The organism is Desulfomonile tiedjei, from assembly GCA_016212925.1.
GTDB lineage: Bacteria > Desulfobacterota > Desulfomonilia > Desulfomonilales > Desulfomonilaceae > JACRDF01.
On the sequence record JACRDF010000050.1, the window covers coordinates 224,377 to 247,425 of the forward strand.

Annotated in this window: 18 protein-coding genes; 9 read left to right on the forward strand and 9 right to left on the reverse strand. The window is 53.6% G+C overall.

What is annotated here, in order from left to right; translation table 11 throughout:
• Positions 1-235 precede the first annotated feature (235 nt).
• The 3 genes from HY913_23170 to HY913_23180 form a co-directional block, all read right to left on the reverse strand.
• Positions 236-607, reverse strand: coding sequence for a hypothetical protein (locus HY913_23170; GenBank protein MBI4966199.1), 372 nt, complete (start codon positions 605-607; stop codon positions 236-238).
• 558 nt (positions 608-1,165) lie between these two features.
• On the reverse strand, positions 1,166-2,836 hold the full coding sequence (locus HY913_23175; GenBank protein ID MBI4966200.1) for a ribonuclease J: 1,671 nt from the start codon (positions 2,834-2,836) through the stop codon (positions 1,166-1,168).
• 422 nt (positions 2,837-3,258) lie between these two features.
• Positions 3,259-4,320, reverse strand: a complete 1,062-nt coding sequence (locus HY913_23180) for a 3-isopropylmalate dehydrogenase (protein ID MBI4966201.1) — start codon at positions 4,318-4,320, stop codon at positions 3,259-3,261.
• Positions 4,321-5,785: 1,465 nt separating this feature from the next.
• On the opposite strand from HY913_23180, the gene lipA reads away from it, so the two are divergent.
• Positions 5,786-6,682, forward strand: a complete 897-nt coding sequence (gene lipA / locus HY913_23185; protein MBI4966202.1) for a lipoyl synthase — start codon at positions 5,786-5,788, stop codon at positions 6,680-6,682.
• Between the two features lie 149 nt (positions 6,683-6,831).
• Here the strand turns inward: lipA and HY913_23190 are convergent, their stop codons facing one another.
• Positions 6,832-7,008 (reverse strand): hypothetical protein, encoded by a 177-nt coding sequence (locus HY913_23190; protein ID MBI4966203.1) that lies wholly within the window; start codon positions 7,006-7,008, stop codon positions 6,832-6,834.
• Positions 7,009-7,666: 658 nt separating this feature from the next.
• Between HY913_23190 and HY913_23195 the strand changes: the two genes are divergently transcribed.
• On the forward strand, positions 7,667-8,680 hold the full coding sequence (locus HY913_23195) for a class I SAM-dependent methyltransferase (GenBank protein MBI4966204.1): 1,014 nt from the start codon (positions 7,667-7,669) through the stop codon (positions 8,678-8,680).
• Positions 8,681-8,878: 198 nt separating this feature from the next.
• Entirely contained in the window at positions 8,879-9,058 is a 180-nt protein-coding gene (locus HY913_23200; GenBank protein MBI4966205.1) for a hypothetical protein, read from the forward strand.
• Positions 9,059-9,361: 303 nt separating this feature from the next.
• Here HY913_23200 and rsmB read toward each other — a convergent pair whose 3' ends face one another.
• The 4 genes from rsmB to HY913_23220 form a co-directional block, all read right to left on the reverse strand.
• Positions 9,362-10,762 (reverse strand): 16S rRNA (cytosine(967)-C(5))-methyltransferase RsmB, encoded by a 1,401-nt coding sequence (rsmB, locus tag HY913_23205; protein ID MBI4966206.1) that lies wholly within the window; start codon positions 10,760-10,762, stop codon positions 9,362-9,364.
• 4 nt (positions 10,763-10,766) lie between these two features.
• Positions 10,767-11,243 (reverse strand): thioredoxin-dependent thiol peroxidase, encoded by a 477-nt coding sequence (gene bcp / locus HY913_23210; GenBank protein MBI4966207.1) that lies wholly within the window; start codon positions 11,241-11,243, stop codon positions 10,767-10,769.
• A gap of 39 nt (positions 11,244-11,282) precedes the next feature.
• Positions 11,283-12,947 carry a long-chain fatty acid--CoA ligase gene (locus HY913_23215; protein ID MBI4966208.1) on the reverse strand — a complete coding sequence of 555 codons (1,665 nt, stop codon included), beginning with the start codon at positions 12,945-12,947 and terminating at the stop codon, positions 11,283-11,285.
• 187 nt (positions 12,948-13,134) lie between these two features.
• Complete coding sequence (locus HY913_23220; GenBank protein ID MBI4966209.1) at positions 13,135-13,665, reverse strand: hypothetical protein; 531 nt, start codon at positions 13,663-13,665, stop codon at positions 13,135-13,137.
• Positions 13,666-13,852: 187 nt separating this feature from the next.
• Between HY913_23220 and HY913_23225 the strand changes: the two genes are divergently transcribed.
• From HY913_23225 to HY913_23240, 4 genes are all read left to right on the forward strand, one after another.
• Positions 13,853-15,004 (forward strand): DUF2325 domain-containing protein, encoded by a 1,152-nt coding sequence (locus HY913_23225; protein MBI4966210.1) that lies wholly within the window; start codon positions 13,853-13,855, stop codon positions 15,002-15,004.
• Positions 15,005-15,473: 469 nt separating this feature from the next.
• The gene (gene bfr, locus HY913_23230; protein MBI4966211.1) at positions 15,474-15,941 is read left to right on the forward strand and encodes a bacterioferritin; all 468 of its coding nucleotides are present in this window, start codon (positions 15,474-15,476) and stop codon (positions 15,939-15,941) included.
• Positions 15,942-16,278: 337 nt separating this feature from the next.
• Positions 16,279-16,926: a class I SAM-dependent methyltransferase gene (locus HY913_23235; protein ID MBI4966212.1), complete on the forward strand. Its 648-nt coding sequence runs from the start codon at positions 16,279-16,281 to the stop codon at positions 16,924-16,926.
• A 262-nt stretch (positions 16,927-17,188) separates the two neighbouring features.
• Positions 17,189-17,605 (forward strand): hypothetical protein, encoded by a 417-nt coding sequence (locus HY913_23240; protein MBI4966213.1) that lies wholly within the window; start codon positions 17,189-17,191, stop codon positions 17,603-17,605.
• A 965-nt stretch (positions 17,606-18,570) separates the two neighbouring features.
• Here the strand turns inward: HY913_23240 and wecB are convergent.
• Positions 18,571-19,623: a UDP-N-acetylglucosamine 2-epimerase (non-hydrolyzing) gene (wecB, locus tag HY913_23245; GenBank protein MBI4966214.1), complete on the reverse strand. Its 1,053-nt coding sequence runs from the start codon at positions 19,621-19,623 to the stop codon at positions 18,571-18,573.
• A gap of 411 nt (positions 19,624-20,034) precedes the next feature.
• Here wecB and HY913_23250 point away from each other — a divergent pair, with 411 nt between their 5' ends.
• On the forward strand, positions 20,035-21,444 hold the full coding sequence (locus HY913_23250) for a phenylacetate--CoA ligase family protein (protein MBI4966215.1): 1,410 nt from the start codon (positions 20,035-20,037) through the stop codon (positions 21,442-21,444).
• A gap of 29 nt (positions 21,445-21,473) precedes the next feature.
• Positions 21,474-22,889, forward strand: coding sequence for a sugar transferase (locus tag HY913_23255; protein MBI4966216.1), 1,416 nt, complete (start codon positions 21,474-21,476; stop codon positions 22,887-22,889).
• Positions 22,890-23,049 lie beyond the last annotated feature (160 nt).

Sequence of the window (23,049 nt, forward strand, 5' to 3'; positions counted from 1 at the left end):
TGTGTTTCGCTCATCCGCAGTTGTATGGCGGATGAGGATTGGGAACGCAACTTTCGTGGTCTCGGGTCGTCCCAACTTTCCGCCCGGCCCCACTTAAATGCCTTAGAAACGGCAAGAGGTCCCCCTTCGACATGAGGGACCTCTGTCATATGTTCATTCACATCTTGGAGGCTGGAGTCCGCAGCAGTCTAGCACCAGCACGAACTGCAGTCACTCTCCGATGACGAATACTTTCTTACCAGCAGAATGCCGGCTCTTTCGCAGGCTTGGGCTCCTTGATCAGCTTGCCCTTCTTTACGATCATGTACTTACAGGTTTTTGTGGCACCCAACTCGGCGGTCTTCCAGGAAACAGCCCATTTAATCGTGGGAGCGCAGGGTCCACAAAGTTTGGTCTTGCCTTTGGTTGCGCCTTTGCAAAGCACCGCTTCCGGCGTAACCTTTTTCTCTACGATCTCCGGGATGGCAATCGACGGGGGGCACTTTGCCGGTTTCATAACCGGGGGTTTGCACACGGGCGCGCAGCTAGCCGGCCCTGCCGCAAATGCAGTTCCTACCAGGGCCAGGCAGCCCGCCAGCACCACCATCATAAGCAACAACTTCTTCATCCTAAACCCTCCTTAAACGAAGCATACTCCAATACAAGAGCTGTTATAACCGAAATTTTCGTCACCGTAGCACGCGTCTGAGCGGCTTGTCAAGAAAAATCCCAGCCAAATGCACAGGCGCCGCAAAATACCTCTGCCCGATCAATAACGCGCAGCCACAGGGTACCTCGTCCCCGCTCGGCATCATTGGTCGGCGCTGGATAAGACCTAATCCAACCGCCGACCGATTGCAAGGAAAATCGTTCCGCTTTGACAGGATTTTGCCGGAGGAGCACAAAATGAAAGAAATTCAAAAAAAGTGACCGGTATCTCAAATGACTTGGTGGTGGTGAACAGAGTGTCCGTAACCGTTAATAGACAGGCGAGAAACCTGAACCACCGCGGAAGGGCCTTTTGGGACAAGCGATCCCGTCAGAGACTGGACCGTTTCACCAATCCGGGGCCACCCCGGCCATGGTTTTTGTAGGCCGGAATTATTCATGACTTTGAAAGGAATTGTGACAGGGAGGTTCGGCCCTTACCTGCGCCAGAACGGTGGCAACTCCACAACAACCTCATTCACACGTGCAGGATAACAGTGCTGACAATTGGTTTGCGGCCAAGAATACGATTTATCTGCCTGCGCACAACCAATCTGATGTCTTGCCTCGATGCCTCCCAGTCCTCGAGTGTCCGTGGATTCAGTTCGGCCAGGCGATCCATCAACACAGCGCGGACGCTGTCCAGAAGTTCCTGTTCGACCTCCTCGAAAGTCACACCCAAAGAGGACAGATCAGGACCTGATACGAGCTTACCGGACTCCTTTGCAATAGCCAGAGCCACGGTTACCAGCCCAACCTCCGATAGCAAACGACGGTCTCGCAGCACATCGTGAACTATGTCGCCAACGCCTTTGCCGTGAACGAAGACTCGCCCCACGTCAAGCTGGTCGACCACGCTCGCGTTTTCTTCGGAAAATTCGACGAGGTCCCCGTTTTGAGCCACCAGAACTCGGTCCGCTGGAATTCCTTCTTCAATGGCAATAGCCGCATGTCTCAAAAGATGCCGGTACTCCCCGTGTACAGGAATAAAGTACCTGGGATGCACCAACCGGATCAGATAGCGTAGCTCTTCTTCGCTCGCGTGCCCCGAAACATGAACATCCGAGACCTTTTCGTAGAGGACGCGGGCTCCCCGACGCGAAAACTCATTAATGATATGATTTATCGCCTTTTCGTTGCCGGGTATGAAACGGGAGGACATGACAATGACATCTCCCGGCTTGACCTTCAAATATTTGTGGCGATCAAAGGCCATCAGCGACAAGGCGCTCATAGGTTCCCCTTGAGAACCGGTAGACAGAACCGTGACCTTTTCGTCAGGTAGACTCTCCAGATATTTCATATCGACCAGGATGTCGCGAGGAATTTGCAAGTATCCTCTTTCAGAGGCGATCCTCGTATTGGCCGCCATGGATCTTCCTACGAGCACCACCTTGCGGCCGAACTCTTCGGCAAGCTCCAGCATCTGCTGAACCCGATGAATATTTGAGGAAAAGGTAGCAATCAGGATTCGCCCGCGGGCATCCTTGAAAATGCTTTCAAACGCGGGGCGAATCGTACTTTCCGAGCGCGTGCTCCCCTTCCTTTCGACGTTTGTGCTGTCCGAAAAGAGAGCCAAAACCCCTTTGCGTGCATATGTCGCCACCTTTTCCAGGTCGCAAAGCCTTCCATCCACGGGCGTGGGATCCAGCTTGAAGTCCCCGGAATGAACCAACACCCCGCCGGGCGTGGTTATAGCCAATCCGATCGCGTCCGCAATGGAGTGACACATGGCAAAGAAATCAATCTGAAAAGGTCCGAGTTGGAGTGGTTGTTCGGTCGAGATTGTGTGCCTGATCGTGCCGGCCAACAGATCGAATTCTTCGAGCTTATACTCCACAAGACCCATAGTCAGATTCGTGGCATAAACGGGCACGGGAATTTTCTTGAGCACATAAGGCAACGCGCCGATGTGGTCTTCATGGCCGTGAGTAAGCACTATGCCGAGGATGTTCCAGCCCTTGTCCAGGATCGAGTCCAGATCGGGAATAACAATGTCCACGCCCGGCATGGACTCGTCCGGAAACATGAGCCCGGCATCGATTATGAACGCGTCTTCCCCGAAGATCACGACCATCATATTCAGGCCGATCTCCCCAAGCCCCCCCATAGGAAGGATTCTTATTTTAGGAACCAGGTCGTTGCTCATAGATTGTTGTTTGATTTAACCTCTAATTGGTCCGTGCAGCTGCCATGGCAATCAATGTGAGTGTGCTCAAAGAGGTCCTCCGCTATGGATGAGACATTTGCGTGGTCGATGTCTGAAACGAAAACGCCTTAAAATTACTATAGCATACGGCGTTTGCGAAAAGTCAATTTGCGGGGGAATGCTTCGGGCAGGCAGGCGTCCATAGATTTTACTTCGGAAATCCAGGCTACGGAGGCCAATGTCGTCAAATCCCCCCGCTCCAACCTTCGTGAATGGAGAAAGAAGGGATTTTGCCAGTTTGCCGGGCCTCCGGATCGGGTCCCTTCGGAGGTATGATTGGCTTTTTAACCGCAAACCGGATTCATAGGCTGTTTCTCAATCCGCCCGGACGCAGATCAAAAACCTTCATGCCCCGGTGCGCGTCAGACCAAATAGCCCGCCACGAGATCCCCCACTTCAGAGGTGGAATAGCCCATACGACCCGCTTCGAGGCTTTTCAAGTTGCTTGACAAGACCTTTACTACAGCCTCTTCAATGGCCCGCGCGGCTTCCCGCTCGCCAAGCGTTTCCAGCATGAGCCCCCCGGCAGAAATCGCGGCCATCGGGTTTATCACATTTTTCCCGGTGTATTTGGGGGCTGATCCTCCTATCGGCTCAAACATCGAGACGCCCTGAGGGTTTATGTTTCCTCCCGCGGCAATACCCATCCCCCCCTGTATCATGGCCCCCAGATCGGTGATGATGTCACCGAACATATTATCCGTGGCAATAACGTCAAACCATTCAGGGTTCTTCACCATCCACATACAGATGGCATCCACGTGCGCGTAATCTGTTGTAACGTCCGGATATTCGCTCGACAGCTCCTGAAAAGTTCTCATCCACAGGTCCCAAGCGTACGTAAGGACATTGGTCTTGCCGCAGAGCGTCAGCTTCCTGCTTTTCCCTCTGGCCCGGGCCGCTTCGAACGAATACCTTAGCAGGCGTTCAACGCCTTTTCGTGTGTTAATGGATTCCTGTATAGCTATTTCATCGCGCGTGCCCTTTTTTAAAAAACCCCCTGATCCTACGTAAAAGCCCTCAGTGTTTTCCCGAACTACCAGGAAATCGACCTCATCGGGCCCCTTGTCCTTCAGAGGCGTCTCTACCCCTGGATAGAGTTTCACCGGCCTGAGATTAATGTATTGGTCCAACTCGAAACGGAGCCTCAGTAAAATCCCTTTTTCCAGGATTCCAGGAGTAACTCCCGGATGGCCTATTGCGCCGAGATAAATCGCGTCCATTTTCCCGAGGTCTTCCAGCACCGAATCGGGGAGAGTTTCCCCTGTTCTCAAGTAACGGTCGCCTCCGAGGTCAAAGTTGACAAAATCCAGTGAAAAGCCGTGCAGATTGGCCGCCACGGTTAAGACTTTTCGACCTTCCCGGACTACCTCTGGACCGGTGCCGTCACCCGGAATCACTCCAATGGAATATGTACGCGACATTTGCTGACCTCATTGTTCGGACTTAACGCCTTGACAGGCGACCAAAGCGGACCGCGACATCAAATGCCCAAAAGCATCTGTTTAGTTACACCGCGATGCCGGAAAGGTTTCGGAATGCCATTTCACCAGATTAGGGCGCAGAGAAAAAGTGAAGGCGCCTGCGCGCGGTCTTACACTCCCCGGTGTCCTCGGCCGGTGCGGCGACCCCACGCGGAACGAAGGGTTGCCTTCCCGGGCAGCACGTCCCAAAGGGAATGAATGACTACGCGGACGTAACTTTCCTGCTCTCACGACCGATAATGTTAGCGAGACCTTTTCGTGCGATGATACACGATGAGAAAGGTTATCACAACGGGCTGTTGCGGTCTGTAACGGAGAGGACCGACTGCCGTTGTGGCCGCGGCGGAATTCTAAAATAAGGTGTTTTGGATACCCAAAAGCTAACCCACATTTATACCTTGACAACCCGCAGTCGCTCTATATGATGAATTGTGGACCCGGTTGGTATCCAAGGCCTGGGAGTCGAGTGTCGCCCTTGCGTTTTTTGATCGCAGGGGTTGACATTTGTACGGGCCCATCGTATTTTAAGATACGAAAGGCCGTCCTCCTTTTGTATCATGACTCCCCCCCCTTGATACCTTACCGGAGACGGTCTTTATTTTTGGGGACCCCCCACGTTTTCGCCCAATCCTTCCAATTAAAAAGCTGTCGTGATGCTAGCCCGCTGTCCGCAGGCGAATGCTTCCCACACGTTTCCGAGCCGCTTGGGGCAGATCCGTTTGCCTATCAACTCAATGCCTTTGGCTTGGCCGGCTTTACTAAGGGAAGCCCAAACCGTGGCACCGTTGGGGCTCGCTTGCGTTTCGCCCTCACCCCAACCCTCTCCCATGGGGAGAGGGAGCCGTCTGGGAGCCGCTTTCAAGTCCTCTCTCCCTCGGGGAGCATAGGCGTTCACTTAAAGGTCGTCCTCCCCAGCGTTCCGGAGGAATCCCGCGGAACGCGGGAAGAGTAGGCCGGCGATTTGTCGCCGGCTCAGGCACAAATCAAAAAACTCTTTAGTCCCGGTAGGGACGACCGCTCGGTAAGCGTCCTCAATAACTTCTTCGGCCGTCCCTCTAGGACCACGGGTCTCTTTGACCGCTTTCCCGGCGATGAAGAAACTGTCTCAGAATCGAGGATTCTGCGATGGCACCGGTAGGGGCGGTTCGTGAACCGCCCGAAATCAGGGCGCTTCTCGAAGCGCCCCTACATGAGAAATCCTCCGCTCTCCAATTCTGAGACAGTTTCTGAATCGCCGGGCTACCTTGGTTCCGTCCCGCCCGGACGGACGGGATTCAGAAACAAAGTTGGCGTCTATGCCCTCCGGGAGAGGGGCACTCCAGCCGGAGCCCTGGCCCGCGGTCGTCGGAGGGGAATAGACAAAATTCCCCGCAACAGCTATATACGCATTTGAACGCGAACCGAGATCAGGAGAACAACTGTGTCGGGTCACCCGAGGCTTCCTCAGTGGATCAGAACTACTCTTCCCGAAGCATCCGCAGCGTCCAGGATTCACTCCCGAACCTATGCGAAGGGCCTGGCCACGGTTTGCAGGGAAGCGCGCTGTCCCAATAAAGCGCGCTGCTCTGAAAACGGCACAGCGACATTTCTCATTCTGGGGGACAAGTGCACTCGCAATTGCTCTTTCTGCGCTGTAACGCACGGGCCCCCTTCTCCGGTCGCTGCGGATGAACCGGCTCGATTGGCTGGGTCTGTGGCGTCACTCGGACTGAAGCACGCGGTTGTTACGTCCGTAACACGCGATGATTTAGCCGATGGCGGGGCTTCGGTGTTTGCCGACACGGTGCGTGCAATTCGGGCGTCAGCGCCCGCAACGACCATCGAAATACTGATCCCGGATTTCCAGGGTTCCGGATCCGCGCTTCAGGCTGTCATAGATTCCAGGCCCGATGTGATTAACCACAACCTGGAAACAGTTCGGCGACTGTACCCGATGGTAAGGCAAAAGGCTTCGTACGTGAGGTCGCTGCAGCTCCTGGAACGCGTCAGCCAACGCGCACCTGATATAATCACTAAATCAGGCATCATGGTAGGTTTGGGAGAGACTCGGGAAGAGCTGATAGAGCTTTTCCACGACCTGGCCCGATCGGGATGCGCGCTTCTGACAATTGGCCAATACCTTCAGCCGACACCCGGCCACTTCCCAGTCAAAAAATTTCTCGATCCACGGGAGTTCGAGGCATTGCGAGAGGCTGCCTGCGACGCGGGTATCCGAAAAGTGGTGTCAGGGCCATTGGTCAGAAGTTCTTATGAGGCAGGTACAATTCTTGGGGAGTTGCTCGGGTCCGCTATTGACGGGTGAAGGCAGCAGTCTCCCGGTCCCGTTAAAGCCCAGGAAGGCTCAGCCTCCGGCGCGGGAAATTCCTTATTGCATGAGTAGCTTGCCGGCGGCCGGCCGCAAGGTTGCATAGAAGTAACCGCTAGATCGGCAATTCCGTCAAGTACGAACCTCTATCGACCGGCATTTCGAACAGCTTCTTTGATCTTCAAGCCCACCTCCGTAGCAAGGTCGGAATCCGATTCTTTGAGCACTTGAGCGATCTCGCGCCATTCATCTTCATCACCGGTAAGGGTGATCTCTATGATCTCTTCATGGGCTTCGTTCACTATGGCTTCCGTAAGCTCCATTATGTGGTCTCCTTGAGCCGACTTTTTTTACGCGGCGGAAGCTTTGTGATATTCCATTTTTTACCGCGTTGGTCAACAGTCATCTGGGTGTCACTGTAAACATTCAGTTACGCGGGGGAATTTGCCGTTCTCTGTCATTGCGGGGAGTGAAATCCCGCGTCCCGCGGGAAAGCAATCTCTGCCTTTGAGCGCTGAGATTGCTTCGCTGCACTCGCAATGACAGTCTTTCGCCGCTGACAACTGAATGGCTACGTGTCACTCCACCCTGTTCGCCGGAGAGGAATCCGCAGCAAAATATTGCCGCACACAGTTTCCCCCGAGGATTCCTGTCATTGATCTCTCTGGCTTAATGACCCAGATTCCGGCGGTCCTATCCGCCCCAAAAAAATCCTATTAAAAGCGTCTTGAAAAGGCAACAAATCTTCTACAAGTTTTTTTGGCGTTCGGGCATTTCCGAGCGAGTGCCAATACTATTTTATATGAGTAAGATTAATAGGTTGTCCTTGTGTCTGCCTGTGCAGGGCTTCTGTGCCGTAAACCGCGTAGCCTCACCTCGCTTCGGAGATACGCGGGTGCCGGCTTCACCCATTGTCACTTGTTTCACCGCGCATTGGTAGAAGCACTTCACTTTTTGGCTGACCTTTGCTAAGCCCTCTCCATGAACTCTCGATCAGTTGAAACCGAGTACGTCACGTGCGATTTATGCGGATCCGACGAACAGACCGTTCTTTACTCCCGGATGGACCCGGTTAGCCGTGCAGAGTACCACCTGGTGGAGTGTGGATGCGGCATGGCTTTTGTCAATCCCATGCCCAAAACAGAATCCATACCGTTGCTCTATCCCGAGGACTATCTCAAAGATAAAGAGAACCTGGAGTTCCTGTACAGCCGAATGATTAAGCTCCTCCCGGGAGAGTCCGGTGGCAGGCTGCTGGACATTGGGTGCGGTCGCGGGGATTTCATTGCTCAGGCAGCCAAGAAAGGGTGGGATGTGGAAGGAGTGGACCTCCTGGACTGGAACACCCCTCACCCCGTGACGATACGAGTCGGTGATTTCCTTCAAATGAAGCTTCCTAAGGGGTATTACGACGTGATTACCGCCTGGGCGATGCTGGAGCATGTAAGGAAACCGTCGGCGTTCTTCGAAAAGGTGTCGGCGCTCTTGAGACCGAACGGTTGCTTTGTATTTGTGGTCCCCAATTTTGGCGCGCCGGGCATGAGGCATTCTTGTACGGAAGATATTCCGAGGCATTTGTGGCTCTTCACGCCTCAGGCGGTGAATGCGTATCTGGCGAAGTATGGGATGGCGCCCGTATCGGTGCTTCATGATGATCGGCTCTATACTTCTTACCCTTTTGGGCTGGTCAGATACGCTCTTGGTCGTGTCCGCGGCAAACCGACGAATTGCAGTCGCTTCGAGAACAAGTCCGTAGCCTTGTTGCGAAACAGACAGGTCCGGGGAAACTTGCGCGAGTGGCTGGGCGAGGTCTTTCGCAAACTCGGTCCTGTAGACATAGCGATAGACACGTTGGACCTTATTGTCGGAGTACTCGTGGCAAACTGGTCCAAACTCATCAAGAACTATGGCGTGATTACCGTGACTGCAGGCAAAAGCGACGCGTTCGGCCAAGGCAGGCAAAAAAAAAGCAATCCTAAGTTGGAGGATTGCTAAGAGGGTATGGTTAGGAGTCGTTGTTCGATAAATAAGAGTAGCAACTACTGTGCCAATTATTTAGGTAGTTAATTTCAGGCATTTTTTACGCGATCTACCATCCTCAGAGGTCCTCGCCGCGCAAAATTTCTTCGCAGTCAACCTTTTTTTGAAGGAACCGCGCGTGTAATTTTTTCGCACGTTGTCGAACCGATGCCAATGGCCAAAGACAGTGCCATGCCGATTCGCGTTCAAGGAAGTGACTTGCACCAATGCGCGTTCAAGGAAGTCACACAGCTAATGGCCGGCAGGGACCCCGGCCGCTACGATAATGTGGTGGTGGTCCCGCGGGACGCGGGATATCCGCCATGTTCAACGTACCAAAGCGCATTCCTATGAAAACGCCTCGAATGCAACCGGCAATCCCGCGTTCAGCGCGGGACGGTGCTACAAGCGTTTTCATAATTCGTTGTGGCGCTTTCCGCCATGAAAGTTGGTATCAGTCACGACTATCGCTGACGCGTACAATCGGCGGGCACAGCCCGCCCTACGATTGGACGACACGCCTCCTGTAGGGCGGGCTGTGCCCGCCGTGATTTCGGTTTGCCTGCTGACATGGCCGAAAACTGAGATATTTCGTGGGGCGGCCAACTGTGTCCGGATTAGGGCAATATTCTTGGCGCCAGATACAATTTGCGGCTCTCACAAACGATGGATACGCGCTGCGAAAAAACCATCCAGGGGTTCTTCGAGAGGCGGCGGAAACGTTCGGAGGAAACCGCGACCATCAATCAGCCCGGCGCGGGGCACTTCACTTTGTTCTATGGGAGCCAATGTGAAATCCGGGTGGTCAGCCAAAAAACGGTCGATAATTTCCGTGGTTTCTTCGGGGGTGATGGTGCAGACAGAGTACAGGAGCGTGCCTCCCGGCTTGACGACCGCGGCGGTGGAAATGAGCAACCGGAGCTGTCGCTCGGCAAGTTCCTTCAGATGTTCAGGCAGGGTTCGATACTTCACTTCGGGATTGTGCCGGAGCACCCCCAGGTTGGAACACGGTGCGTCCAGCAGCACGCGATCGAAACCTCCGAGTCCGGCAACAAAGTCGCGTGCAGTTGAGTCGCCGCGGACCATTTCCACTGAAGTCACACCGAGCCGTCGCAAGTTCAGGTCAGTCTCTTGCAGCCGCGCCGCGCTTGAATCCACGGCCACGATTCGCGCCTTGTTTCCTGTCAATGCCGCCAAATGCGCGGTTTTGCCTCCAGGGGCCGCGCAAGCGTCAAGGATTCGTTCCTGCGGTTCTGCCCCTAGCAGGGGAGCGACCATCTGAGACGCAAGGTCCTGCACTGCAAACAAGCCCTCGTCATAGCCGGGCAATGCCCCGACCTCGCCGCTGCCGGACTTTAATACCAGAGCGTCGGCCATCTCGTTCACCGCGCGAACAGCCACCCCGTGTCGGCTTAACAACTCTGCAAGTTCTTCACGCGGTGTTTTGATATTGTTGACCCTGAGAACAACGTGGGCCCTGGAATTGTTGTGGACGAGTATCATCTTCGTGACCTCGTTATCGAATTCCTTAACCCATCGCTCTACCAGCCACAGAGGATGCGAATAGTACGCGGCCAGCGAAGCCGAATCTTTGACAGGGGGCGGATCAACGGAATCCAGTCTGCGGATGACATTTCTGAGGACCGCGTTAACAAACGCTCCGGTTCGCTTGCCGGACCTCCGACCGGCCTGAATGACCGCCTGGTCGACCGCGGCATGATCCGGAACGCGGTTGAGGAAGACTATCTGATAAATTGCCAACCGGAGAACTTGCCGAACCCGATGGGGAAGCCTGTCCTGCGGGCGTTCCAGGCATCGGTTAATTACCGCGTCCAGGCGATCACGCCACCTGAGCACCCCATATACCAGCTCCGTTGCAAGTGCTCGGTCTTCCAGCTTGAGGTTTTCCCCGCGAAGTCGGTCCGACAAAGCATGTTCGGCGTATTTTCCCAGTCGTACATTTTCAAGCACGTCCAGGGCAATTTCACGGGCAGGCGAACCGCGTTTTTTGACGGAGGCTTGGGTTTTCGTTGGAAGGTTTTCGTGTTGTTGTGTCAAGACATTATGTCGTTTTCGAGGCTGTCAGCGCCTTCTTTGCATTCGGAACCGTGTCTGCCGGACTGACCTTGTACCATACCTCAATGATCTTCCCTTTCTCGTCAATCAGGAATGAAGAGCGAATGATGCCCTCATAGGACTTGCCGTACATCTTCTTCTCGCCCCACACGCCGTAAGCGCGAGCCACCGAATGGTCGGCGTCCGACAGTAGCGGGAAGCCCAGCCCATGTTTCTCGTCGAACTTCAACTGTTTTTCCGGCCTGTCAGGGCTGATGCCGACCGCGGCAATCCCGATCGAGGCAAAATCCGGCGCGGCATCTCTGACGCTGCAAGCCTGTTTCGTGCAGCCGGGTGTGTCAGCCTTGGGATAGAAATATACCAGCAGCTTCTTTCCCTTGAAATCGGACAGCTTCACTGTCTTTCCGTGCTGGTCGATTAGCTGAAAACCGGGCGCTTTGTCTCCATGCTTTAATGTTGTCATTCCGCAATTCCTCTTACAATGCCGTGTGAAACGCCTGCATCACTTCTTGGCCATTTCCATGCGCCGCAGTTCTTTGCGCAATATTTTTCCCACGGCGCTTTTGGGCAGATCGTCCACGAACTCTATATATTTAGGGACCTTGTATTTTGTGAGTTTTTCCCGACAATAATCGACGATTTCCTCTGCTGTGGCCGTCTGACCCTCTTTCAAAACCACGAAAGCCTTGACGCGCTCGCCGGAATGGCTGTCCGGCACTCCGATGGCGCAGGCTTCCCGGATCTTGGGATGGGCAAAAAGCACTTCGTCTATTTCGCGAGGATAAACATTGAACCCACCGGTAATTACCATGTCCTTTTTGCGATCGACGATAGTGAAATATCCTTCCTCGTCAACTGTGGCCATGTCGCCAGTGAGCAGCCAGCCATCTTTGAGCACGGCTTCGGTCTCATCAGGCCTGTTTATATATCCTTTCATTATTTGAGGGCCTGTGACGCACAGTTCTCCGGGTTCGCCGATTGCCGTGATTTCTCGGGTGTAATCGTCAGGGTCTACCAGCTTGGCATCCGTGCTGGGAAGCGGCACCCCGATGCAACCAGGCTTTACCTTTCCTCCAATGGGTATGGAGTGCGTAGCCGGCGCGGCCTCCGTCAGCCCGTACGCTTCAGAGATTAGAATCCCTGTCAGGTCCTGGAAGCCGCGAATGGTCTCCATAGGCAAGGGAGCAGCGGCTGAAAAGCATCCTTTGATCGACGCGAGGCTGTACTTGCGGATCTTGGGGTAATTTATCATCGCGTTGAAAAGCGTGGGGACGCCGGGTATGAACGAGACCTTATACTTGTCCACCGCGTCCAGGCACGCTTTGACCTCGGGCTTCGGTATCAGAACCACGCACCAGCCATGAAGCACTCCCATGTTCATGACTGCCTGCAAGGCATAACAATGGAAAAGCGGAAGAACGCCAAGGATGGATTCCTCACCGTCCGCAAAGGCAGGGGTCCAGGCCCGCAGTTGCTGGCAGTTTGCGGTGAGATTTCGCTGAGTGAGCTGAACTCCCTTTGACAAACCCGTTGTTCCGCCGGTGTATATCAACACCGCGGTGTCCTCTTGGTCCGACTTATGGTCCCGGAAGCTAGGTTTGGGGTCTGCAATAAGGTCCGTGAACTCGTACAGGTCCTTTCCGGGGGGCGTTTTCAGATGCAGGTCTTTCTTGAGAAAAGGGAACAACTGTTTGAGCGGAAAGGGGAGGTAGTCTCGAATGTGGCATGAAACGATCTTTTGGATGGCAGTCCTCTCCCTCAGTTTTACCATTCTAGGGACAAGGGTATCGAGGCACAAAAGGAGTTTCGATCCTGAGTCGTTGAATTGATGCTCAAGCTCGCGGTCCGTGTACAGAGGATTGTTCGGGACCGCGATGGCTCCTGCGCGGAAAATCCCAAAAAAGCCTACCACGGTTTGTATGAGATTGGGCAGCAGAAGGGCCACCCGGTCTCCCGGTTTGACCCCCAGCGATTCCAGGGCCGAGGCGAATCTGGTGGCCATTTCGTCCAGCTCCCGAAATGTTACTACCTTGCCTAGGAAAATCAGCGCAGGTTTCGAGGGAAACCGGGAAGCGGTTTTTCCAAGCGCCTCCTGCAACGTGACATCTTGGAATGCCAGCGTTTCGGGAACCCCAGGGGTGTACGCTCCAAGCCAAATCTTTTCCATGAAACAGCCCTCCCCGTTCACGTCAACGTTATAAAGACCGTATGGAATTTCCCAATTATGATGGAAACATGGGATATCAATGGCTCAGTAAATGAACAGCGACGCCCATAATATCACGACGAGAGTAGCAATTGCAAAAAGTTAGCTTACATACAAGGTAGGGCAAAGGGTCCTCCCGACGCACTCGTCAAGGCGACAGCTTCCTGATTTTGCCGGTGTCGTCACAACGAGAGCAGGGGACCAAAGCGTATTCGTCTTCTTCCCAAACTTCTTTACCGGTCGCACAGTTCAGGCAGCATTCCTCACAATTGGCCTCGATCCAACGGCGAATAGAGTCCTTCAGTGCGGCGAAGCTTTTGGCCTTCCCCTCTCCACATATCTCCCAATCCGCCTCGTTGCGACAATAGTTGGAGGTGAAGGAACCGTCTCGCAGGTTGCAGTCAATCTGGACCGCGTGTCGGCGCTGTGGATCCTCGAAGAAAACCTGAATCATATCCAGTTCCGGGTCGTGGCTCCATCCCGAGTCGGTGAATCCGTAAGGCGCCAGAATGGGACCAAATTCCCGGATCACATCATGCGCGAATTCACGCCTCAACTGTTCTTCAACTCTGGTCAGCCTCGTCTCGTATGTTTGGAAACCGGATTGTGCATTCATCGTACCTTCAACTCCTACCCAAAGGCTTTCGTCCTGCGTGAGCCGCAACCTTACGATAAACATCTTTTCCCTCGAGGCAACGAGTGCAAGGACCGGTGGGGTCTGCAAGTGCTGAACTTGATTGAGATAAAGCCTTTTGAGGCAGAAAGTTCTTGACCCGGCCCGTGGCTTGTTGGTAGATTAACCTACGTTAGTTAGTTAAGGCTACCTTCAGCCGCTCACTTCGGATTACTTATGGAGGCATTCCGGCATGAATTCGCAAAAGAAGATATGGGAGCTTCAGCACACTACCATTTGTAAAGTGGTCGGCATGACCCTTGATTTTGAAGATCTCAAGAAAATCGGACGAAAATTTGCCCTGGTTTTAAAGGCCGGGGACATGGACCCGGAGTTTGCATTTCATTCGGCCGTGGTGGGGATGTGCGGCAAGGAAGGCAAGGTTGCACGGCATGTTCAAAAACTTGTGGAAAGGCGCTTTATGCGGCATGCCAAACGAATCTCTCAGGAGGACAATGGGTCCATCATAGAGTTGGCTGCAAAAAGAGCTGAAGACATCGGGGTCCCTCTGTGGGCGATGCTGTGGCATGCTGCCACGAGGCCCGGTCCGGACGGGGAATCTGTCGAGACTGCCCTGTTCGGCCGCATTCACATGCTGGAACATGAGCTGGTAAAGGAATTCTGGAACAGAGACACGGAAAAGAGAGATCAAAAGGAGACAGACCTCCAAGCGGAAATCGACGGTCTCAGAAGGGAAATCGTCAACCTCCGGTCATTGAACACCAAACTGGAAAAAGCGAATCAAAGCCTGGAAAACCGTTTGGCGCAGTCCGGTGACCGTCGGCCCATTTTCCCAACCCCCCGGCTACCTGATTGCCGAAAGGAAAGTAGTCTCCGGGATCAGAAGATCGAGAAATTAAGGTCTCTGCTGGAACAATCGCTAAACAAGAACCGGGAACTGGAAGCGGAGTGCACCCATTCCAAGAGGCAGCTTCAGGCTTTATTACAGGACTTGGCGTCTCTCAAAAACGCGGATGACTCGTGCCATGAAGAAGCGCAGAAGGAATCCTGTTGCGGTCCCTCGGCCCATTGCCTTCAGGGGAAGCGAATAGCCATGATCGGCGGCATAGACGGCCTTGAAACCCACTACAAAAACTTGGTGGAGCGCTCCGGAGGCGAATTCTGCCGCCACGACGGCCGGTGCTGTCGTGGAGAGCGGAGGCTCGAACAATGCATTAGGAGCGCGGACCTGGTAGTTTGCCCTGTCAGCGTCAACAGTCATTTCGGGGCCATCGGAGTCAAGAAACTCTGCAAAAAATATGGCATAAGCTGCTGCTTTCCCGATTCAGCAGGGTTGGGGTCGCTTCGCACGATTTTGCAGCAACATTTTACGCAGGATCAGTGACAGTTCTCCTGGATCTATGGTTATTGCCAAAACTAAAGGCCTGTTCAGCACCCGTCGCCCCGGCGAACCCCGGATCAGAGTCCGGGGCAGGCATCGGGGGCCAGTCCCGCGCGGAACGCGTGATTAAAAAGACTGGATTCCGGTTTCCGCCGGAATGACGGTATAACACCATTTCGCTTACAAAGAAGTAATTCACTGTTAAGGGTGAGACAGGCATCTTGCCTGTCATTTCTGGACAGGCGGGAAGCCTGTTCCACCGTCCCTAGCTCATGAATGTTACCTGTTTGAAAGTGCATTGATATAAGGCTATCCAGAATCAGACAAAACTTTTGGCAAAGCGAATAATTAGTGGCAGACTTTGTCGGCAATAAAAGTTGACGGCCCGAAAACACTCAGCTATGCTGACTCAAAATCAACTACTCCGTTTCGGGGAAATTATCTAAACAGTTAATTAGAGGAGGAGGATGTCATGAAAGGGAACAAGAAAATAATTGAAAAACTAAATGACCTGCTGGCGGACGAATTGACTGCAATTAACCAGTATATGGTCCACTCCGAGATGTGTGACAATTGGCGCTACGAGCGGCTGCACAAAGCGGACGAAAAGCGCGCTATAGATGAAATGAAACATGCAGAAAAACTAATCGCCCGGATCCTGTTCCTTGAAGGGCGCCCCACAGTAAGCAAACTGAAAGCCATAAATATTGGTGCGGATGTTCCAGCCCAGCACAAGTTTGATTTGGAATCTGAATACGGCGCAGTGAAATCCTACAACCAAGGTATCAAACTTGCCACGGAACTCGCGGACAACGGAACCAGAGAACTGCTCGAAGACATCCTCGAAGATGAAGAAGAGCACGTGGATTGGCTTGAAGCTCAACTGGATCAAATCAAGCAGATGGGAAGCCAGAATTACTTGGTAGAGCAAATTGATTAACAGGGAGTTGGTTCGCTCCGATTCGAAAAGCTAAACACTGGAACCGTGACGCGGTTTTGTGCTCTCCCCGCATGTGGACGCGGCTGCAAAGGATGCAGAGGAAAGCCGCCACATTTGGGTTGTTGCGTACTGGTACATCCAAGGGCACTTGTGAATGCCAGAGGGTACCGTAGTTGATGTCTTATTTTGTCAAATTCCCGAACGCAAACAACCGGCGCGATTGACGATACATATTGCTACATAAAGGCGGCGACAGCTCCAACTTCGCCGGGCTTTCGGCGATTTTCTTTGAACATGCGTGTAAGCGAGTTCGACGGCTATTGGCGGTGGCCTACTTATGCTATCCCACGAACAAGCACGCGACTTTTACGACCGGTTCGGGTCGAAACAGGATTGGCAACGGTTTTATGAAGACCCGGCCGTTGCGGATCTCGTCGAGCATTTGTCGCTTGAATCAGCCGGGGCGGTGGTTGAATTCGGCTGTGGGACAGGGCGAGTCGCGGAGTCCATGCTGGCCTACCACCTACCCCAGGGGGCAACATACCTCGGGCTTGACGTCAGCTCGACCATGGTTGCACTCGCGCGGCGCCGCCTCGAACACTTCGGCCCAAGAGCCAAGGTGCTGTTGACCTCGGGTGAAACGCGGTTGGAGGCTGAGTCAGCCGGCTTTGACCGTTACCTTTCAACCTATGTATTGGACCTTCTTACGGAGACTGATATTCAAGCTGTCGTTGCGGAAGCTCATCGCATACTCGGAGCGGGCGGCCTCCTTGGGCTCGCCAGTCTTACGCACGGGTTCACGCTCGTATCAAAAGTTTTTGAGAAAGTGTGGCTTTCCATTTACAGAATTCGGCCAACCCTTGTCGGCGGCTGCCGTCCCATCTCCTTGGAGACGTTTGTTAGGGACGGGTGGAATATTAGGCATATGAGAAAACAAGTGAGCTTTGGAGTGCCGTCACAGGTGCTGGTGGCCGAGAAGTTGTGACCTGTCGTGGGGACGGCGGATCTCGTCATACTGCTTTGGTGGCCGAGCTGGTTCCGGCATGATTCGGGCCCCAAGGATACCGGCCAACACCAACTTCCACGGCGGCGAGCGCCACAACGAATTATGAAAACGCCGGTAGCGCCGTCCCGCGCTGAACGCGGGATTGCCGGTTGTCTTCGAGGCGTTTTCATAGGAAGCCGTGGGAGAACACTCCGGAAAGTCGATCTACGGCTGCCTCGACCATCGGATGAAAGGTTCAAACATGTCGCTTGCATTATACATTGTCGCTGAGGACCAAGCGCTTCAGGAAGAGGTGTTTGTCAATGGCAAAACTGTTGCGCACCACTGGGATCACCTGGGAGTCCTGATGGTGGATGCAGGCAACAAGCATCTGGACGAATACGTGGAAATTGCACCACCCGAGGACGACAGCTTCTTATCGTCGCTTCCGATTTCCGAAGCCGAAAGACAGAAGATACGAGAATTTGAAGACACAAGATGGTTCGACCCTATCCAAGGACAAGCGTACGTCCGGGAACTGATTCGATTGGTGAAGCAGGATTCCATGACGACCCCATTGGCAAAACAATCAATCCTGCAGGACCTCCACGAGTACCTGACCGCTTTCGAGGTCCTTGTTCGAAGTGGTTGCCGGTGGAGATTTAAGTTTGATCTGTGAGAAGTGAAACGAACTGATCAGACCGCTCTACCCCTGCAGTCCGGGGCAACTGACGCAACCGTTCAATTACGTGAGGCGTGAGAGCCGCCAAATAGGGCCTCACCGTGCTCGCTGCCCAAGCACTGTTGATTTCGATGGCTTAGTTAACATCCCGACAAATACGGTAATCATTCAGTTAAATGACCCCCGGCAAAGCCGGGGGCTTACCATTTACCGGTTACGCGGGGGAATTTGCCGTTCCCTGTCATTGCGAGGAGTGAAACGACGAAGCAATCTCTGTCCTTGAGCGCTGAGATTGCTTCGCTGCGCTCGCAATGACAGCCTTTCCCCGCTCGCAACTGAATAGCAGCCAAATACTCTTGTAATTGTTTGACATTAACGTCATTATATCATATTATACATGCGATAATTATGTCATTATCTTGTTTTAAAGATAGATACAGGATCAGAATATGCGCACCCACCCACTCTGCTTACCATTCCTTATGTTGTTCGCCGTTCCCATGGCCTTCGGGCCGGTGCAGGCCTACCAGTGCGGTCCCGGGCCTATCTGCGCTCCGCCCATGGTCACAGTTTGCGGCCCGCCGGTTGTTCCGTTGGCCCCTTGTTGCCGACCTTCCCCGCTTTTCCCTCCCGCTCCGCCGATACAGGCGCCGGTAATCGTTTTCCCGGAACCGACAGCGTGCCAGGACTATGCTCCGCCTCCGCCCCTACCTGCCCCATCGCCTGCCCCGACAGCACAGCCACCCTATTATCTTCCTCCGCCTCCTCAGGTCAGGAAGACGGGTATTCCACAGAGTGGTGTCATGTCGTCCTCTTCTCAGCTTTACGGGGGACCCGGAATGAATGGAAATTTGGGTGGCCCATATCAGGGCCGCGCGCGAACGAGACCGTAGCTGAAATGCTCTGAATGGAAAACGGGGTCTTCCGGCTGCTTCAAGGGGCCGGAATTGCGGTCCGGCGGTTCAGCCCAGGTAGTCCGCTATGACCCTCACGGTCTTTTCGGCCACTTTTGTCCCCAACTGCTTCATCAAGTGGCTCGGTTTTTTGTACCGGTCTGTGGTTATCTGTCCGAGGCATTTCTTGAGCTTTGTTAGGTCCCGTCCCACGAGCGTGGAGGTCCCTTCCTCAAGATATATAGGCCTTTCAGTGTTCTCCCGGCAAACCAGGGACGGCACCCCGAAAAAACTGGCCTCAGCTTGCACCGAGCCCGAATCTGAAACGATCAGGGCGGAACCTTCCAGCAGAGACAGAAAATCAATATAAGGCTGGGGCGGCAAGAGAGTGAGATTAGCCACACTTTCCATGCTCGACCTGAGCCCGAAATCATCCAGTCGTTTCTGCGTGCGGGGGTGAATGGGAAAGATTATCGGGTATGGCAGTGCATTGAGAAGATCTATGACCTCCGCGAGCGCGGCGGGCTCGTCAACATTGGAAGGCCGATGGATAGTTACAAGGGCGTAGGATCCCTGTTCGAGGCCGTAATCCCGCCAACATTTCATCTTCCTGATAGCCGGGAGAAACATCTGGAGAGTTTCCAACATGATGTCCCCCACCATATGCACCCGGCTCATGTCCACTCCCTCTCGTTTGAGGTTTTTGACGCCGGACGGCTCGGAAACAAAGAGAAGGTTGGACAAGCAGTCTGTGAGGTGACGGTTAAGCTCCTCCGGCATGGTTTCATCAAAGGACCTCAGCCCGGCTTCCACGTGGGCTACCGGTATGAGAAGTTTCCTTGCCACCAGTGCTGCGGCTATGGTCGAGTTCACATCACCGACCACAACTACCATGTCCGGCTTCATTTCTCGGCACACGGCCTCGAATTCGATCATGATTTTGCCGGTCATCTCTCCATGGCCGCCCGAGCCCACGCCAAGACTACGTTCCGGCATTGACAGACCAAGCTGGTCGAAGAAGACGTCACTCATCTCCTTGTCATAATGCTGACCTGTGTGGATCATAATGTGCCGAACAAAATGGTACTTCAGGAACTCTCGTTCCAAAGGCGCGATTTTCATGAAATTGGGGCGAGCCCCCACGACGCTGATTACCTTTTTCAGTTCCAATCTCCTTTGAACAAACCTGTCGGCTGCCCTGAACACAACAAATGGAGTCTCCAGGGGATCATACCAATTTGAGATGATTTGCGGGAGACCCTTTTTTTGTGCAAACGAATACCGCGAAATAGTCTTTTTGACCAGCGCATGGAAGAATTGGAAATCCTTGCGGCCCGTTGCGCGGGTCGGCGCGATGTTGCGGAGGCCGTTTCGAGCCCCTTGCTGCGGCTTCAAGGGGCGGAATATTTTGATAAACACGGCCACATTGATTATGTTATATTGCCTATTTATTTACTCGCTCAAAAGCGGCTCTCGGGGGGGAACGGTTAGTGTATCTCATTTGGTGGTGGGCAAAGGAATGAAGGCTGAAGAATGAGGGTTTATCTAAAGAACTTGATATCTACAGTCTTGCCGCGCCACATCGTGAAATGGATGCGAGAGGTAACGAATTACCTCCCCAAATCCTGGAAGTATGGAAAACCGTACAAGGAAGCTGTGGCACTGCTCACCCAAAGTGAGACATGGGACCTCAAAGAGCTGCTGGCATATCAACAAAGACAGCTTCGACTGCTGATCGACTTTGCTTACTCCAACGTTCCGTACTATACCGAAGTTTTTCAAACTCACGGCCTGACACCGAAAGATATTCAGACACCGGAGGACATTCAGAAGCTGCCTTTCTTGACGAAGGAAATCGTGAGAGAACGCAAGGCGGATCTGATGGCCTCCAACTTCTCGTTCTTTACGCGAGATGAAGCCCACACGAGCGGAAGTACCGGGGCAGCGCTGAGTTTCTTCATGGATCACAGTACAAGGGCTTTCGAACGGGCCATCGCTCGACGACATCTGGACTGGTTGGGCTACAACCCCGGAGAACCGGTCGCGTTCTTCAGCCCGATGCCTCTTGCCCTCATGAGAAAGGGTTACGTGTATATCAGGCCCTTGAAGGAGTTGCGATTTTCGTTTGGTGTGGTCAACCCCGACAGACTCGACCGAATGGTGAAGGTCCTTCAAGAATTCAAGCCCGCTTACATAAGCGCATGGCCATCTTCTCTCTATATTCTGGCACGATGGATGGAACGCAAAAAAAAGAGCGTTCCGCCGCCCAGTTTCCTGATCGCCGGTTCGGAAAATCTCTATCCTCACGCCAAGGAACTGATCGAACGCGTTTTCCAGGCCCCTGTCATCGACCACTACGGCCAAGAAGAATCGGTAGCCGTAGCTATACAGTGTTCTCTCGGCCAAGGGTATCACATACAGATGGAGAATTCGGTTGTCGAATTGGTTCCACACCGAGACGATCTGTGGGAACTAGCGGGCACGTGTCTCCACAACTTTGCCATGCCCTTTATCAGGTACAGGACTGGCGATCTGGCCAGGAAAAGCGACCAGCCATGCCCTTGCGGCAGAAGCCACCCGATCCTTTCCGAGATATTCGGCAGGGAAGTGGACTTTATTGTTACACCCGAAGGAAACCTGGTATCCCCGCTGATCCTAAGTTACGTTTTCCATAGATCGGAAGAGATAAGGGAAAGCCAGATCATTCAGGAGGATCTGAGTTCTTTTCGCATAAAAGTGGTTCCCTGGGAGACTATTTCGCCCGCTACAAAAGAGGGCCTTGTACGCGACTTCGGAAAGGCGCTGGAATCGAGCCGCGCAAGAATGGTCATCGAGGAAGTAGAAGAAATTCCGCCTACTTTGGGATGCAAGAGACCGTTCGTCATCTCGCATATTAGGCCCGAGAATCGGTTTTGGGAAGAGAGCGCCTCCAGAGCCCGCTGATTAATTAGAAACAAGTGATATGAACAAGAATGTTTAGGCATTACCACCGCTTCAAGCTCATGCTCATGGCTGCTGACGTTGTTTTCACGGTTGGGCTGTTGGCGGCCCTTACTCAATACGGTGGTTCTCTTCCTAGGATTGCCGGCCGGACTGACAGTGCAGCGCCTGAGTGGTTCGTATTCCTGTTGGTGGGTCTGTTGTGGCATGCCCTATTTGCTATGATGGGGGTGTATGAACTCCGCAAGATTCCCGACTTCGCGTCTCAGGCCGGCTCCCTGACATCCTCCCATGCCCTTGCCGTGTTGATGCTCACAGGTTTCTTTTACTTCACGCTCATTGAAGTACCTCGCTCCATTGTGGTCTGTTTCGCGGTCGCCGATTATCTCGCTTTGCTGTTACCTCGGTACTTCTTGAGCCTTTATTTGAAGCATGGACAATTGGGGGCTGATCGCGAGCGAGTACTCATTGTGGGAACTTCCGAAAGCGGCTTGTCCATGGCTCAAACAATAATCGACAAGCAAGTTCCGGTCTTGAAATTGATCGGTTTTGCGGACAACGTCCCCCCAGAAGGCAGGCGACTTTCTGCCCCGGTAATCGGAGGAATCGAAGACGTCCCCAGGCTGGTGCAGGAATATTCCGTTGCGGTAGTGATCTTGGCCTTTCCGGAGAACCGCGGGATCGAAGCACGGTCGGCCATTGAAAGGCTGGAAAGCCTACCCGTGCGGATTTACATCCTTCCGGACGTGCTGTCCCTCGCTTTCGCGCAGTCGGAAGTTGAGCGAATCGGAGACCTGGTTGTCATCGGTGTGCGGGAGCCCCTTATTCAGGGGCACAGGCGGGTCGCCAAGAGGATCATGGATGTGACATTGAGCCTGCTGGGCCTGGTCATTGCCTGGCCTTTGTTTCTGCTAATTTGGATTGCGATAAGGTTGGATTCACCAGGTCCTGTTATTTTTGTGGCAAAGAGGGTGGGACTCAACGGGAAGATCTTCGATCTGTACAAGTTCCGTACCATGACCGCCGGTACGGAAAACGCTCAGGCGGATGCTGCGAAGGCTCCCACCACAACGAAGGAGGAAGCCTGTCGGGTAGTTTATAAGACCAAAGATGATCCAAGAATAACGCACGTCGGGAGATGGTTGCGCAAGACGTCGCTAGACGAGCTTCCACAGCTTTTTAATGTAATCAAAGGAGACATGTCATTGGTGGGACCCAGGCCGGAACAGCCCTTTCTCACCGAGTGCTACGATCATTGGGAGTGGCAGCGGCTTCTGGTACCTCCCGGCGTTACAGGCTGGTGGCAGGTTTCGGGTCGCGGTGATCTCCCCATGCATCTCAACGCTCAATACGACATTTATTATGTAAGGAACTATTCCGTGTGGCTCGACCTCAAGATTCTGTTTAAGACCATTGGTGCGGTCCTCAAGGGCAAGGGCGCATATTGAAATCGGAATCGTAAATATCCACGTGCAGAGCACGTGGCCTTGCGGTCGGCCCCCATAGGGGGCCACTGACGTTGATTGAGGCAGCCTGCCTCTAGTGCGACGCCTTTTACCGTCATTCCTGCGGAAGCAGGAATCCAGTATTTTCATCGAATCCTGGACC